Annotated in this window: 16 protein-coding genes; 10 read left to right on the top strand and 6 right to left on the bottom strand. The window is 64.1% G+C overall.

The features are described from left to right. Nucleotides 1–25: 25 nt before the first annotated feature. The 4 genes from A5785_RS07940 (at nucleotide 26) to A5785_RS07925 (ending at nucleotide 3362) form a co-directional block, all read left to right on the top strand. A complete protein-coding gene (locus A5785_RS07940) occupies nucleotides 26–700 on the top strand; it encodes a hypothetical protein (RefSeq protein WP_064865683.1) in 675 nt (224 codons plus the stop codon). Nucleotides 701–712: 12 nt separating this feature from the next. Next, nucleotides 713–1129 carry a hypothetical protein gene (locus A5785_RS07935; protein WP_064865681.1) on the top strand — a complete coding sequence of 139 codons (417 nt, stop codon included), beginning with the start codon at nucleotides 713–715 and terminating at the stop codon, nucleotides 1127–1129. Next, nucleotides 1126–1932 (top strand): hypothetical protein, encoded by an 807-nt coding sequence (locus A5785_RS07930; protein WP_064865679.1) that lies wholly within the window; start codon nucleotides 1126–1128, stop codon nucleotides 1930–1932. The genes A5785_RS07935 and A5785_RS07930 overlap by 4 nt, the downstream gene beginning before the upstream one ends. Before the next feature lie 74 nt (nucleotides 1933–2006). Next, a complete protein-coding gene (locus A5785_RS07925) occupies nucleotides 2007–3362 on the top strand; it encodes a hypothetical protein (protein ID WP_082937832.1) in 1356 nt (451 codons plus the stop codon). Between the two features lie 69 nt (nucleotides 3363–3431). On the opposite strand, the gene A5785_RS07920 is transcribed toward A5785_RS07925, so the two are convergent. The 3 genes from A5785_RS07920 to A5785_RS07910 form a co-directional block, all read right to left on the bottom strand. Beyond that, entirely contained in the window at nucleotides 3432–4418 is a 987-nt protein-coding gene (locus A5785_RS07920; RefSeq protein WP_064865735.1) for an IS481 family transposase, read from the bottom strand. 76 nt (nucleotides 4419–4494) lie between these two features. Continuing rightward, nucleotides 4495–4827 carry a TfoX/Sxy family protein gene (locus A5785_RS07915; RefSeq protein ID WP_005177612.1) on the bottom strand — a complete coding sequence of 111 codons (333 nt, stop codon included), beginning with the start codon at nucleotides 4825–4827 and terminating at the stop codon, nucleotides 4495–4497. Beyond that, nucleotides 4824–5210, bottom strand: a complete 387-nt coding sequence (locus tag A5785_RS07910) for a hypothetical protein (protein ID WP_064865678.1) — start codon at nucleotides 5208–5210, stop codon at nucleotides 4824–4826. Before A5785_RS07910 ends, A5785_RS07915 begins: the two co-directional genes overlap by 4 nt. Here A5785_RS07910 and A5785_RS07905 point away from each other — a divergent pair. Next, nucleotides 5209–5949, top strand: a complete 741-nt coding sequence (locus tag A5785_RS07905) for a winged helix-turn-helix transcriptional regulator (RefSeq protein WP_231894080.1) — start codon at nucleotides 5209–5211, stop codon at nucleotides 5947–5949. The genes A5785_RS07910 and A5785_RS07905 overlap by 2 nt on opposite strands. Before the next feature lie 87 nt (nucleotides 5950–6036). Beyond that, entirely contained in the window at nucleotides 6037–6372 is a 336-nt protein-coding gene (locus A5785_RS07900; protein WP_005180278.1) for a hypothetical protein, read from the top strand. Nucleotides 6373–6379: 7 nt separating this feature from the next. Here A5785_RS07900 and A5785_RS07895 read toward each other — a convergent pair whose 3' ends face one another. After that, on the bottom strand, nucleotides 6380–6844 hold the full coding sequence (locus tag A5785_RS07895; RefSeq protein ID WP_231895449.1) for a hypothetical protein: 465 nt from the start codon (nucleotides 6842–6844) through the stop codon (nucleotides 6380–6382). 210 nt (nucleotides 6845–7054) lie between these two features. Between A5785_RS07895 and A5785_RS07890 the strand changes: the two genes are divergently transcribed. The 4 genes from A5785_RS07890 to A5785_RS23245 all read left to right on the top strand — a co-directional run bounded on the left by A5785_RS07890 (nucleotide 7055) and on the right by A5785_RS23245 (nucleotide 12137). Beyond that, nucleotides 7055–8164: a tyrosine-type recombinase/integrase gene (locus A5785_RS07890; RefSeq protein WP_064865731.1), complete on the top strand. Its 1110-nt coding sequence runs from the start codon at nucleotides 7055–7057 to the stop codon at nucleotides 8162–8164. After that, nucleotides 8164–8499 carry a helix-turn-helix domain-containing protein gene (locus A5785_RS07885; RefSeq protein ID WP_064865676.1) on the top strand — a complete coding sequence of 112 codons (336 nt, stop codon included), beginning with the start codon at nucleotides 8164–8166 and terminating at the stop codon, nucleotides 8497–8499. Before A5785_RS07890 ends, A5785_RS07885 begins: the two co-directional genes overlap by 1 nt. A gap of 848 nt (nucleotides 8500–9347) precedes the next feature. Next, nucleotides 9348–10460, top strand: a complete 1113-nt coding sequence (locus tag A5785_RS07880; protein ID WP_064865674.1) for a hypothetical protein — start codon at nucleotides 9348–9350, stop codon at nucleotides 10458–10460. Between the two features lie 60 nt (nucleotides 10461–10520). Next, nucleotides 10521–12137, top strand: a complete 1617-nt coding sequence (locus A5785_RS23245) for a hypothetical protein (RefSeq protein ID WP_156525599.1) — start codon at nucleotides 10521–10523, stop codon at nucleotides 12135–12137. A 118-nt stretch (nucleotides 12138–12255) separates the two neighbouring features. Here the strand turns inward: A5785_RS23245 and A5785_RS07870 are convergent, their stop codons facing one another. Both A5785_RS07870 and A5785_RS07865 read right to left on the bottom strand, forming a co-directional pair. Further along, the gene (locus tag A5785_RS07870) at nucleotides 12256–12459 is read right to left on the bottom strand and encodes a hypothetical protein (RefSeq protein WP_064865669.1); all 204 of its coding nucleotides are present in this window, start codon (nucleotides 12457–12459) and stop codon (nucleotides 12256–12258) included. A gap of 133 nt (nucleotides 12460–12592) precedes the next feature. Beyond that, nucleotides 12593–13027, bottom strand: coding sequence for a hypothetical protein (locus tag A5785_RS07865; RefSeq protein ID WP_197500810.1), 435 nt, complete (start codon nucleotides 13025–13027; stop codon nucleotides 12593–12595). Nucleotides 13028–13062: the final 35 nt, after the last annotated feature.

Below are 13062 nucleotides of genomic sequence, written 5' to 3'. Positions count from 1 at the left end.
GGAGTGACCCGATGGGGTGGGAGCGATGACCTCACCGCATGAACGCGACGGCAAGTTCTACGGCCCCAACGCCGACCCGTACACCCGTGATCCCTACCGCGACCCGTACAGCGGCGACCCGATCAACGACCGCCGCGAGAGCGCCAGCACGCCGCCGGAACCGACCCGGGCGTGGTCGCAGACCGCCCCGCAGGCCGAACCGGTGCACAGCTACACACCGTTTCTCGACTCCCCGTCGGACCGGGCACGCCACATCGGGCGTGACATCAACCCGGGCATCGAGGTCGGGAAGTTCGCCGGAGGCACCGTGGCCATCGCGGTGATCGTCGCACTGGCGACATGGCTAATCCACGGAGTGGTCCTGACCCGCATCTACGCCGCGGTCCCGGCCAGCTACTGGGGAACCCACCATCTGGTGATCCCGTCGACGCACACCGGTACCGCGGTCGCGCTCAGCATCCTCGCCACCGTGCTTGCCGCGCTGCTGCTGTGGGCGTTCATCCTTCTCACCCCCGCCCCGCGAGTGCTGTTCACCGCAACCGGACTGATCCTCACCGCAATCATCACCGCGATCACCCTCAGCGGGCCGTGGCAGATCAGCGTCGGCCCGGCCCTGGCTTCGCTCGTGGTGGGTGTGGTCATCGTCTCGCTTGTTGCAAGGATCGGGGGACTGACCATCACCCGACACCGCGACTTTTAGGGGACACAGACGATGACCGACAGCACGCAGTGGAGCCGGACCCGGCAATCGTTCTCCTGCCCGCAGGACCTCTGGGACACCTGCAAACTCGCCTGGGCCAACACCCTCGACGACCACCCGGCGTGGACGGACTGGCTCGAGGCCGCTATCGCCGACGGCACCGCCGCGACCCGTGCCCGCGCGCGGGGAACACTGCGCACCGCCCCGGCCCGCATCCCACCGGGCCGCCGCGAACCGGCCCCGGCCGGCGCACCCACCCGGGCGCGGCGGTCCTTCACCTGTCGCCCCGACATCTGGACCGACGCCCGCGACGCCTGGTGGACCGAACGCGAACAGCACCCCCAACTCAGCGACTGGATCTGCGCGGCTTTGGCCGCAAAAGCCGCCGCCCACACCACCGAATCGAGCCACAGGACACCACCACCATGAAGCGCAGCAAAGAGATCCCCCCGGCCAGCGTCGAACCCTGGAACACCGACACCACTGAACCTGTTGAACCTGTCGCCACCCCGCCAGCCGACGAGGACCCGGCCGACTACCCGGGTGTCGCTGAGGCACCGACCGTCGAGATGGCTCCGGTCACCGACGACGCTGCGCTACTCAACCTCCCGCCCGTCGACGAGCTAGGCGACGAACCCGCTCCACGTCGACCCGGCCGCCGCCGCAACACCCGCAATGCCGCCCTGGCGGCAGGCGCACTCGTCGCACTGATCATCATTGCCGGGGTCACCGCGGCCGTGACTCTGGGCGGAATCGGTGGCGGCGACTCCACCCCGCGGGCTATCGCCCCAGAACCCGACACCACGACCTCGGCGACCGCAGCGGCGGCCGCGCCACCGGTCGACCCCAATGCCGACTGCCCCTCGGCCACGAAGGGCAACGTGACCACCGGCCGCGACGCCGGCGACTTTTCCAGCGGCCCCGGGGTCATCAAGAAATACGACTACGCCTTCTACGTCGCGCGCTCCGGCGCCCAGGCCCGCGACACCGGCGCCCCCACGGCGAACATGGGCACCCCCCAGGCCATCCAGACCACCATCGATCAGACCCCCGCTGGCACCCGACACTGCCTGCGCATTGTCGATAGCGGGGCCGGGTTGTTCGATGTGACGCTCACCGAAATCCCGCCGGGGGGAGGTGCACCCACCATCTATCAGCAGCGTTTCCAGACCACCGACATCGGCGGCCGGACGCTGATCGCGCAGAACCTTCTCAACGTCCGCATCAGCTGACCGCCTAGCTCGACCGGGCCGAACCCGGCCAAAGCTCTCTCTTTTCCCAGCACACAACGAAAGGCGCTACCCCCATGCCGAAAACAGCCACCCCAGGCCCCTCCAACGGTCCGATCACCATCGGACGCCATCGCCGCCTCGATCCCGACCTCACCGCCGCGCCGGTCACTACCGGCGACCACGGCGTCACTCGCACTCTCACCCTCGGCGTCCTCGGCGCGGTCATCGCGGCCGCGGTCGGCACAGCGGCCCCGGCGATGGCCGACCCCGGCGGCCAAGGCGGGTTCACTTCCCCGGGGACCGGCCAGGGGCAGGGCGGGTTCACCGCACCCGGCGACGGGCAGGGCGGATTTACCACTCCGGCACCCGCTCCGACTCCTGCTCCGTCACCGCAGGGCTCGGCCATCCCGACGCTGCCCGAAGAGTCCGCCCCGATCGTTCAGGCCGCCCCCGCCCCGGAGGCGGCTCCGGCGTTCTACGGTCCGACCGGCCCGGTGTACTACAGCCCGCCGACCACCTACTCCACGACCTACGACGCCGAACCGGCAGTCACCCTGCACGCGCCGCGACCTACCCCGCCGCCGCGCACGATCCTCGCGCCGGTCGGCTACATCCGGATCGGCAACTACATCACGAAAAAGCCCGCGCAGATGTCGAATGCCGACGCCGCGGCGATCAATCAGAATGCTGGGGTCGCTGAAGGCAAGATTGCCCAGTTCTGGGAGTCGGTCGGTCTGCCCAAGGACCAGGCCGCTCGCCGCGGCGCGGCCGCGGTCACTGGCGGCGCCGCGGGTGCGGCGATCGGGTTTGTCGCTCTCGGTGCTCCGGCCGTCGTGATCGGTGGTGTCGGCGGCGCGATCATCGGCGCTGGTGTCGGTGCGGCGATCGGCTCGTTCGTCCCGCCGCAGCCGCTCAACGTCGGGACCGGCGCACTCATCGGCGCGGGCAGTGGTGCCGCGATCGGTGTCGGCCTGGGTGTGGGTGTGGGTGTGCTTGGCGCCATGGGCGGCGGCATCATCGGCGCTGTGGTCGGCGATCAGGCCGGTGCTGGCGACCCCGGCGCGGACCCCAACGGCAAGACGATCACCCCGGGCACCCAGAATGAGGCACCGTACCGAGCCGATCCGCCCAACCCGAACGCCAACCAGTACGAGCTCCACGGTGACAACCTGCCCGGCGGCGGGAAGGTCGACTACGTGGTGAACAAGGCCGGCGATGTGTCAGGCAACGCCAGCCTCGGCCCGGCGTCGATCCCGCTGAACATCAGCCACGAACAGGCCGACGCACCCTACAAGGCCGCCGGGTTGCTGGCCCAGACTGCCCGCGACACCGTCGCCCAGGGAGTCGCCGACATCAGCCGCCAGGCTGAGAAGGCTCTCCCCGGTCTGCACGTCACCTTCCCGCAGCTGACCCCGCCCGCCAAGCGCTAAGCCGCACGGCACAACGGTGTGCGGCGACGATCCCCGGCCCCGCTGCGGTGGCCGGGGATCGTCGCGTTTCTAGATGTACTGACCGGGGACGTTGATCAATCGTGAGAAGGGCGGCTGGCCTCCGCAGGCGGTGTGTGGTCGGTGCTGGTTGTACTCGTGGAGCCAGTCGGGGAGGGCATCGCGGCGTTCGTTCTCGCTCGTGTAGCAGCGCGCATACGCCCAACCGTCGGCCATGGTGCGGTGGAATCGCTCGACCTTGCCGTTGGTCTGTGGGCGGTATGGCCGCGTTCGCTTCGGAGTGATCGATAGGGCCTCGCACGTATCTCGCCACAGGTGAGAACGGTACGCACCACCGTTATCGGACAAGATGCGCTCAATTGCGACCCCTCGGTCGGCGAACCACTCGACCGCTCGATGCAGGACTCCGACGGCGGTGACAGCGGATTCGTCGTTTTGAACCTCGGTGTAGGCGACGCGCGAGTGGTCATCGATGATGGTGTGCACGAACGCATACCCGAGCTTGGGGTTGCGCCACTTGTTCTTCGGCTTGCCGGGAGTGACGGCACGATTCCTCGATCCTTGACGTCGCCCGGCGTATCGCCAGCCCCCACCGTCGGGGATGTTCCCAAGCTTCTTGACGTCCACGTGCACGAGTGAGCCAGGGTGGTCGTGTTCGTATCGGCGGATTGGCTCGCCGGTGGCACGGTCGACGTAGGAAAGTCGATTCATGCGCGCGGTCGTGAGGATGCGGTGGACCGTGGCCGGGGCGATGCCGAGTCGGGCTGCGAGTTGAATAGGCCCTTCCCTCAGGCGCATTCGTAGGCTCACGCACCGTTTTGCCGTCTTCTTGCTCGTCTTGTTCGGCGAAGACTTCGGCCGTGACGACCGGTCCTGCATCGGCTCGCCAGCAAGGTAGCGGTCGACCCACCGCTTCACGGTTGGCCACGACACCTGGAAGCGGGCAGCAACTTCGCTGATCGGCCATCCTTCCTCGATGACGAGGCGTGCGACTCGTAGACGATGACGTGGGGTCAGCGCGGCATTGCGATGACTCAAAGTGCCTCCTGAGATAGATCGGTGGCCGGCCGCGTTTGCGACCGGCCACCGGATGATGGAATTGGAGTAGAGATCTCTACTCGGCGCCTTGCGCTGCATGGAAGGTGAGTGCTGGCTCGAGCCAGGACTCGAGCCCAGGTCCCTGGAGTGCGGCCTGCTCGACGCTGATCCAGCCGTCGCCCATGGGGCGGTCTGCGCCCATGAGCGCAGGGTGAGCACCAGGGCGGGTGAGCAGGTCTTCCGCGTCAGTGGGGTCGATGCGTAGCAGGAGCGTCCCTTCCCGACGAGCGGCGACGACCATCCGGTCCTCGACCATGAACGACACTCCCCCGAACATCGACACCTCACGAGGGTTGCGAGCTCTTAGCGCGTCACGAACTCGCTCGACCAGGTCCTTCTGTGCCGTCATCGTCCACCCTTCTCGATGTACTCGGGGCCGCTGTAGTGAAGGTTCAAGGACGCGATGCGTCCGCCGTCGAAGGTGAAGAACTCCGCGAAGGTCATGGGACCGCCGGGCATGGTCGCCGTGTAGAGCACGGCGGAGCTGTTAGTGCCGTGCACGTCGTGGATGATCTCGATCTGCTTGACCGTCGCGCTGAACCCGGCAACCCCGCCCAGGAAGCCATCGGTGGCGTCGGGGAGGTGTCCAGCGAGGGAGCCCGTGAAGTCGAGGTGGTCATCCAGCAGAGGCCGTAGGTCAGCCCCGTCCTGGTAACTGTCGATGCCGGACTCGAGGATCCGGTAGTAGTCCTTGAGTGTCTGAGGTGCGGCAGAAGACAGGGTGGCGGGCATGGCTCTCCTTGGTGTGAGAATGGTGCTTGATACTTTCAAGCAGGCACTTGATAAAGTCAAGGGGGTTCAGGTGAAGTCCTACGGACAGCTTTGCTCGATCGCTCGCGCCCTGGATGTCGTCGGTGACAGGTGGACTCTCCTGATCGTGCGTGAGCTGCTGATCGGGGGAGCATTGCGCTTTGGTGAAGTCCAGCGCGGCCTGCCTGGCATCGCGACGAACCTGCTCACCCAGCGCCTGCGGGACCTCGAGACCAACGGTGTCGTCGCCCGCGAGCCCGCCCCAGGAATCCCGGGCACGCCAACGTATCGGCTTACCGAGCGTGGCCGGGCCCTGGACGGAGTGCTGCGCGAGCTTCTGAAGTGGGGTGCACCGACGGTTCCAGAGGCGCCGAGTGATGCGATCTTCCAGATGCACTGGCTCAGCCAACCGGCACGCTTCCTCCTCGCGGATCACAGACCGGACGAGCCACCGATCGTGATCCGGTTCGGCACCTTCGACGACGGCTTCGACCTCACCGCCGCCGACGGGACCATCACGGTGAACCCTTGCCAGCGCGATGTCAGCCCCCTGGCGCGTGTTGCAGGCCCCGGGCCGGTACTGGTTGCCCTCCTGCAAGGCGCAATGCCTCTGCCCGCCGCTATCGCGCATGGCGTGGATGTCACCGGCGATGCCGCGACCCTGACGCGAGTTCTACCGGCGCCGCAAGCGTCGACTAACGTCCCCGGTCAGTACATCTAGACCAACATCCGCGCGGCGAATGGCGCGCAGTGCAATGTCCGAGCACTCTGATACCACTAACAGACCACCAGCCGATGAGGAGACATCATGGTCGACGCGATCGACAACATGCTCGCCCACGCCAGCTTCGGCGCGGTGTTCCTCACCGTGTGGCTCATGCTCGGTGCGGCGACGTTCGCGTTCAGCGTCCTCGTCGGGTTCCTCGTGCGCCGACCCCGCCCGGGTCACTGGCTGGCGCCGATCGGCCCGGGCTACCGGCCGCGGTGGGTTCCCGCGCGGACCTGGAGCCCGATCCTGCTGCGCGCTGCGTTCGCCGCCGCGGTCGTGATGTTCTTCCTGCTGCCGCTGCTTATGCTCGCGGCGTTCGCCGGCGTCGCCGGCACCAGTGCCCGCCACACCCCGTCGGCACCCACCAGGTGGTGACCTCGCTCTAGCGGCCCCGACCGCGCGGCCGATCCGGCCGCGACTGGATTGATGCGCTCTGCTCGCCGCGCCCCCGGTAAGGCCGTGAGGCGGCGATCTGTCCGGACGGGCCGGCCATCGGGCCCGCGGCCGCAGCCTCCGACCGGAACGTTTCTGCGGTTCCCCCGGCCCGTCGGTGCATGATCATCGCCCGGAACACTGCGGCCGCTTTCGCGGGATCTCGGGTGTCTTGGGTGGCGGCCAGGGACCCCGGCGCGGTGTCGCCCAGGCGCACCACCCCGGGTGCAAGCTCGGCGGCGAGGAACGATGAGTCGGTGGTGGCCATCGCGACGTGGCGGGCGGCGTGCACCGCGGCGGCGTCGATGACGCGCCAGTCGATGTCCCATCCGGCGTCGGCGAGGTAGCGGTGGAAGAACACCCGCTGGCTTCTGGAGTTCCCGTCGATGAACGGGTGAACACCGAACCGCCGCATATTCGAACAGATGCAACATAGTCTCTGAGCTGCACCTCCGCGTGCGTCACAGAGCCGCGATAGCGCTCGCACCTGGCTTGCCGAGTGCCAGGTAGGAACCAGGCTGCCGCACGCGAAGCGCAGCAACGAGATTCGTTCCGAGTCCCCACACGCTTTGCATGTTTGACCTTGCCATAGAGTTGCGTTTGATGCAACATTGTTGCTGTGAACATGTCGGCTAGCGGCGGCAACATCGCTGATTTTCGGCGACGCGGCGTGGTGCCCATCGACGAGTCCGCGTTCGTCTTCGAGGAAATGCTCGAGGGCTTTGCTCGTCAGCAGGCTAGTCGTGCGCTGGCGCGAACAACGATCAGTGTTCGTCGGTCGCAGCTCATTCGGTTTCGCCGTTTCACAGACAGCTATCCGTGGCAATGGCTGCCCGGCGATCTGGAGGACTTCACCTCAAGTCTGCTATCGGGGAACGCCGCTCGTTCGCACTCGACGTTGCGCGGCTACCACGTCACGATACGACGGTTCTGCGAGTATCTAACAGATCAGCGCTACGAATGGGTCAGTGAATGCCGCCACCGGTTCGGGGAAGTACCCACGCAGATCTGCTTCGAGTGGAACACCATCGCACATCTCGCGGCGTTCGAAGGGCGACCGGGCCGACGACCGTTCGACTACGACGAGGTCGAGAAATTCTTTGATGTCGTCGACGCCAGAGTCGACCAAATCCGCGCAGACGGGCGCAAGGGGGCGCTCGCCGCGCTGAGAGATGCGCAGCTGTTCAAGACGACATACGCCTACGGCCTGCGACGTGCAGAGGTTCTCGGTCTCGATGTCGCTGATCTACGCACCAACGGCAAAGCACCGCAGTTCGGCCGGTTCGGGCTCGCGCAGGTTCGATTCGGCAAGGCCTCGCGAGGCACTCCACCCAAACGCCGCACTGTCCTGACGCTGCCTGAGTTTGATTGGGTAGTCGAAGGTCTTGACCACTACCTGCATCAAGTCCGCCAGAAGTTTCACCCTGGCCAGAGCCTGGCGCTGTGGCCTACCGAACGCGGAACTCGCGTGGGCGCCAAGTATTTCGATCGCCGGTTCGCGGAGCTCCGCGACGCGGCTGGCCTCGATCGGCATCTGACTCCGCATTCACTGCGCCACTCCTACGTGACTCACCTTGCCGAATTCGGCTACTCCGAGCAGTTCATCCAGATCCAGGTCGGCCACGTGTTCGCCTCAACTACCGCCCTTTACACCTCGGTCAGCGACGACTACCGCAGCAGAGTCGTCGCTGATGCCATCAACCGCTTCTACTTCTCACCGAAGGACACACGCTGATGAGCCGCACCATTGACTGGCGCCTGCGAACACTGATGGCCGAACGCGGCATGTTCCAGACCACCGACCTCGTCGAACCACTGCGCCAGGCCGGCGTCGCGCTCTCTCGCGAGCAAGTATTCCGGTTGGTCACCCAAACCCCGCAACGGCTGAACATGGATGTGTTTGCAGCGCTCTGCGCCATCCTTGAGTGTGAACCCAACGACCTCATCCGCGTGACCGCGGCCCACCAGGACTCACCACGTAAAACTGGGACTGGGGGACCGATCGACGATATCGGCGATGCACGGCCTGTCCGCGCCAGGATTACGCGGCCAACACCCCGTACCCGATGACCCGTAGCACCCAAGATGTCACCTCGGAGGTCATCGATCTGTTCCACTCCAAGGGCAGTGCAACCTTCGATGATCTGATCGCCAAGGAGGTCGGCCGTCTGGACCCGAAGCGCCACACGTCGTTGCTTCGCTACCTCGCGCGCGCCGACGCGGACCTTCTCGCACCGGACGGTGAGACACCAGTAGCGGTCCAGACGTTCTTCGCGCGACTGAGACGACATGGGGTCACTGATGTTGGGCTACCTAGGTGTCCGATGTGCCAGCAGAAACGCATCCTCCGGTTCCGTGATCAGCAGCGCCGCCGAGTGTGCATGAAATGTCATGAGCGGCAGCACTTTGGCGAATGTCCTGTGTGCCTGCGCATGAAAAAGCTGACGGCCGTGAGCGATCACCAGGGACGGCGCACATGCGCACGTTGCTCACCTGGCGGGATCGCGTTGGTCGTGTGCTCGGCCTGCGGTAAGGAGGTCGCGGCAACGACCATGGTCGACGGCCAACGACTCTGCCTGGGTTGCTACCCGCGCCCTTTGCGAATGTGCTCGGCGTGCGGGAAGGAGAAGAAGATTGCTACCCACATCCGGTCCGCCCCGCATTGCTTCGCTTGCCACAATCGAGTCGTGCGAAACCCTCGCGCGTGCCCTCAGTGCGGAGTACTGCGAATCCTGGCTTTCATCAACAGTGACCAGATTGCCATCTGCGCCGGATGCGCTGGCCAGCCCGCTCGCTACGCGTGCCGGCGATGCGGTAGTGAAGAACATTCCTACGGAAGACTGTGCGGAAAATGCACCCTCGCCGACCGCCTCACCGCTGTCCTGACCCGGCCCGACACCAAAGCGATCAGCGAACCGATGCAGCTGCTCTTCGACCACCTCCTACGCCAACCCCGGCCCGAGCAGATCATCAAATGGCTCCGAATGGGACCACACACCGACCTCCTGCACGAGATCGCCACCGGCGCTAAACCGCTGAACGAGAAAACCTTAGCCACCGCCGACGGCGGTAAAGGTCTGATCTACCTGCAGACGCTGCTCGCCGAGAGCGGGGCGCTCCCGCACGAGGAAAGTGAGCTATTTCGGCTGCGCGCGTGGTGCGACAAGCAACTGACGGTCCTACCACCTCCGGACAAGATCGTTCTCACCCAGTACCTGAAGTGGGAGCTGCTGCGACGAGCCACACGCAACGAGACAACCGGTGACATCACAGGCGGCGCGGCCGGACATGTGAAGGCCACGATTCGAGGCATCGGCCAATTCCTAGGCTGGCTACACGAGGACCAACAACACACCATCCTCAGCGACATCACCCAGTCGCAGGTCGACGAATACACCCTGCGCACCAATGCCGGGCGGTGGCTCCCGCGATTCATCAGGTGGGCGATCGCGAAGGGACACATCGCAAACGACGTCACCACGCCACCTCTGCAGCGAACAGAACCAGCCGTGGCCATAACCGAGGAGCAGACAGAATCAATCGTCCGTGCCCTGCTAAGGGACACAGCTCTGCGCTCCGGAGTGCAACTCGCGGTGCTGTTGGTCGCAATCTACGGTCTACCTGCGCGCCGGGTCGTCGAACTCACGCGAGGGCAGCTCTGTGAAACCTCTGGCGATGCCATCGTCACTCTCGCACTCGGAGAGCATCAACTGCCCCTGCCCGATCGCCTCGCGGAGATTGCCAAGGCGCATACGAAAGCACTCGACGGAGTCGATTCCCCTTGGCTATTCCCTGGACGTCACCCCCAACGGCCGATCAGCGACCAGCAACTGCGGCGCGCACTCGATCCATACGGTGTCAGCCTCCATCAACTCCAAGTTGCCGCCCGCTATCGCCTCGCCGGCGCCGTCCCCACCAAAGTCCTCGCCGACAGCCTCGACTTCCACATCAGCACCATCGCCAAATACGCAAACCTGAGTAACGGGAGGTGGGCTGACTATCCGAAACTGCGGCAGCCCCCGCGGGCATAGTCTCCTCCCCTGCAACGGAAGCAGTGACGTAATCAACGACCGAGCTATTAGGGTGTGTACATGGCAGACGATCCCGGATCCGCGTACTACTACCAGCCGGAAGTCAGTCGACTCCAGGTTCTGCTAGAGGAAGTGACCCGGGCCAAACCTGGTTCACCAGAGACCCGGTTCGTTAGCCCCGACACCGAGTCCATTGACCGTTTGGGATCAAGTTTTCACCACGTACTGTACGGGCGGAGAGGGACGGGAAAGTCCAGCCTGCTACGCCGTATCGAGGCAGATCGAAAATCCTCGGGCCAAATGGTTGCATGGGCAGATCAGGAGACCTTCAAGGGACTTTCGTATCCCGACGTCCTCGTCGGGACCTTAGCGGAGGTCTTTGGTCAATTTGCCGCACAGCTAGAAGGCCGCGTCGCGGGTAGACAAAAGAAACGCTTCTGGCATCGAGATAATCCGAGTCCTGAGCAGTTACTAGCGGGGGAACTCCACCAGGCCGTTGAGGCTCTAGTCGAACTTCAGAAGGCTCCGAGCGAAAGCGAAATCGAGTGGACCGAAAGCTACTCTAACGAAGTAAATATTACTGCCGAAGGCACAGTCAGCGTTTCCGGCGGTCATGGCGGACTATCTGGAAACGTGGGTCAAAAGAAAGGTCGATCATCCAAAAAAGCTCAGCAAGGCGCTGTCGCGCACCGGTACAGCGCAACGAAAAAGGAGCACCTAGAGCGCGCGCTCTCAAACTATCGACTGCTAATGCTCGCGGTGGGCGGACTGGCACCTGACTCTTTCATCATTCTGGATGATTTTTATCATTTGAGTCGCGCGGACCAGCCAAACATTGCCGGTTACTTTCATCGAGTGGTAAAAGACACGGGAATATGGTTGAAGTTTGGTTCCATTTCTTTGTGGACCAGACTATACGCGGGCGGTAATCCGCCAGTTGGCCTCCAGGCGCCTCACGATATACGAGACCTATCTCTTGATAGAGGACTTCGGGAGTTTAAGAACTCCAAACGCTTCCTCGAAACCATCCTCGACCGTCTTTGCGAGGAGTGTGAGGTTCAAAGAAAGAGCCTATTTACAGACGGGGCCTTGGACAGACTAGTTCTGGCCGCTGGCGGGGTTCCTCGAGATTACATTGGCCTCGTAAGCGAAAGCATTTCCAGCGCAAAAAATCGAGGTCCCTCCGGCAAGTCTGGAAGCGAACGAATCATCGCCGAAGACATCAACTCCGCGGCCGGAAAGACCGTTGACACTAAGTACAGTGATATGAGAGAGGATGCGGGGGGTTATTCAGACGACTTACATGGCCTAGTAATAGCACTGACTGATCACTGCCGGAATACGAAGTCCTCATGCTTCTTGATCGATTCTAGTAACACCGAATTGGTGGACATGACCAATAGACTTCAGAACATGAGGTTCGTTCATCTAGTCGCAACGAATGAAACTGTGCCCAACCAGGCGTCGGATCGATACAACGTATATGTGCTCGATGTGTCCCTACTAGCTGCGCAGCGCGCATGGCAGGTCGACTTCATGGGCTGGGAGACCCGCGCGGGTCGCCGCGCAAGAAAGTTGATATTCGATGGGAAGCCAGCCGCACCAAGTGCTGGACTTGACGATATTGATATCGCACAAGATGACAGCCGTGCCATCGTGTCAGACGTCGAAGCCTGAACACTCACGGCCACACGCACGCAAAAACGCGTCCAAGCGGCCTCCCCCAGCCCCAGCATTGTCGACTCGACTGCTCCCGCCGCCCTGGGGCGACTTGGGAGGAGCCCGTCGCACGCAGTCACTCCTTACGCGCCTCTCTCACCAATCGCCGTACTTCAGCATCGTTCGGAGTAACGCCCATCTTCTTTAATTGAGCCTTCACGTCACTGACCGCAGCAGCCTCGGACCCGCCACGTGGAACGTTGACTCCTCCGGACAGCTTCTTCTTGAGGTCGTCCTCCAACTTGCGCAGGCCAGCCTTGTTAAGTTCAAAATCCGCCATTTCTCCTCGATCCGTAGTCGGAGCAGGCGCCTACTGAATCTGTAGCCAGACCGCCCATGTGCTCGCGAGTCGAGCACTGATCCGAACCCTATCGACCGGCACCGACAGAACCGGTCATGTTGGAGCCGTCCGGTTAGGCGGAAGATAGTTCCGTTGCGAATATGTTCGCAACACCAGCAGTCAGCTCACCCCAGTGATGGGCGGTTGTGGCGATCGCTGATTCCCGGTCGACGGGGGAGGGCCGCTCGGTGGTGATCCCGCCGAACACCCGGTGCAGCTCGCCGGCCAGGAACGCCGGCCGACAGTGCGCCATACCCATCGCCTGGGTGTCGGTGGAGCGCAGCTGCCCGGCCCATGGGTAGACGTCGTGGAGAATCCATCCGTGGATGTCGCGCAGGGTGTCGAACGTGAAGTCACCGGCGGCGATGGCGGTATCTTGTTCGAGCTCGGCCACCCGGACGTAGGCCATGCGGCGCTCGAACTCCTCGAGGTCGGTGACAGACGAGAGGCCGGGCAGGTTGTCGCGAACCTGCCCGGCCTCGTCGCCGGATGATGAGGACGTGGTCACTAAGAGTGGCGTGACCGAATTTCAGCGAGGACCGC

This window comes from Gordonia sp. 852002-50395_SCH5434458 (genome assembly GCF_001665905.1).
Classification (GTDB): Bacteria; Actinomycetota; Actinomycetes; order Mycobacteriales; family Mycobacteriaceae; genus Gordonia; species Gordonia jacobaea.
Note: the sequence above shows the minus strand (reverse complement) of the source record. Positions and strands in the feature narration are given on the sequence as shown.

Coding starts and splice junctions, on each gene's coding strand:
- A5785_RS07925 (WP_082937832.1), top strand. CDS start 2,007: ATGCCGAAAACAGCCACCCCAGGCCCCTCCAACGGTCCGATCACCATC.
- A5785_RS07885 (WP_064865676.1), top strand. CDS start 8,164: ATGAGCCGCACCATTGACTGGCGCCTGCGAACACTGATGGCCGAACGC.
- A5785_RS23245 (WP_156525599.1), top strand. CDS start 10,521: ATGGCAGACGATCCCGGATCCGCGTACTACTACCAGCCGGAAGTCAGT.
- A5785_RS07895 (WP_231895449.1), bottom strand. CDS start 6,844: ATGCGGCGGTTCGGTGTTCACCCGTTCATCGACGGGAACTCCAGAAGC.
- A5785_RS07900 (WP_005180278.1), top strand. CDS start 6,037: ATGGTCGACGCGATCGACAACATGCTCGCCCACGCCAGCTTCGGCGCG.
- A5785_RS07870 (WP_064865669.1), bottom strand. CDS start 12,459: ATGGCGGATTTTGAACTTAACAAGGCTGGCCTGCGCAAGTTGGAGGAC.
- A5785_RS07940 (WP_064865683.1), top strand. CDS start 26: ATGACCTCACCGCATGAACGCGACGGCAAGTTCTACGGCCCCAACGCC.
- A5785_RS07880 (WP_064865674.1), top strand. CDS start 9,348: ATGCAGCTGCTCTTCGACCACCTCCTACGCCAACCCCGGCCCGAGCAG.
- A5785_RS07910 (WP_064865678.1), bottom strand. CDS start 5,210: ATGCCCGCCACCCTGTCTTCTGCCGCACCTCAGACACTCAAGGACTAC.
- A5785_RS07915 (WP_005177612.1), bottom strand. CDS start 4,827: ATGACGGCACAGAAGGACCTGGTCGAGCGAGTTCGTGACGCGCTAAGA.
- A5785_RS07930 (WP_064865679.1), top strand. CDS start 1,126: ATGAAGCGCAGCAAAGAGATCCCCCCGGCCAGCGTCGAACCCTGGAAC.
- A5785_RS07890 (WP_064865731.1), top strand. CDS start 7,055: ATGTCGGCTAGCGGCGGCAACATCGCTGATTTTCGGCGACGCGGCGTG.
- A5785_RS07935 (WP_064865681.1), top strand. CDS start 713: ATGACCGACAGCACGCAGTGGAGCCGGACCCGGCAATCGTTCTCCTGC.
- A5785_RS07905 (WP_231894080.1), top strand. CDS start 5,209: ATGGCTCTCCTTGGTGTGAGAATGGTGCTTGATACTTTCAAGCAGGCA.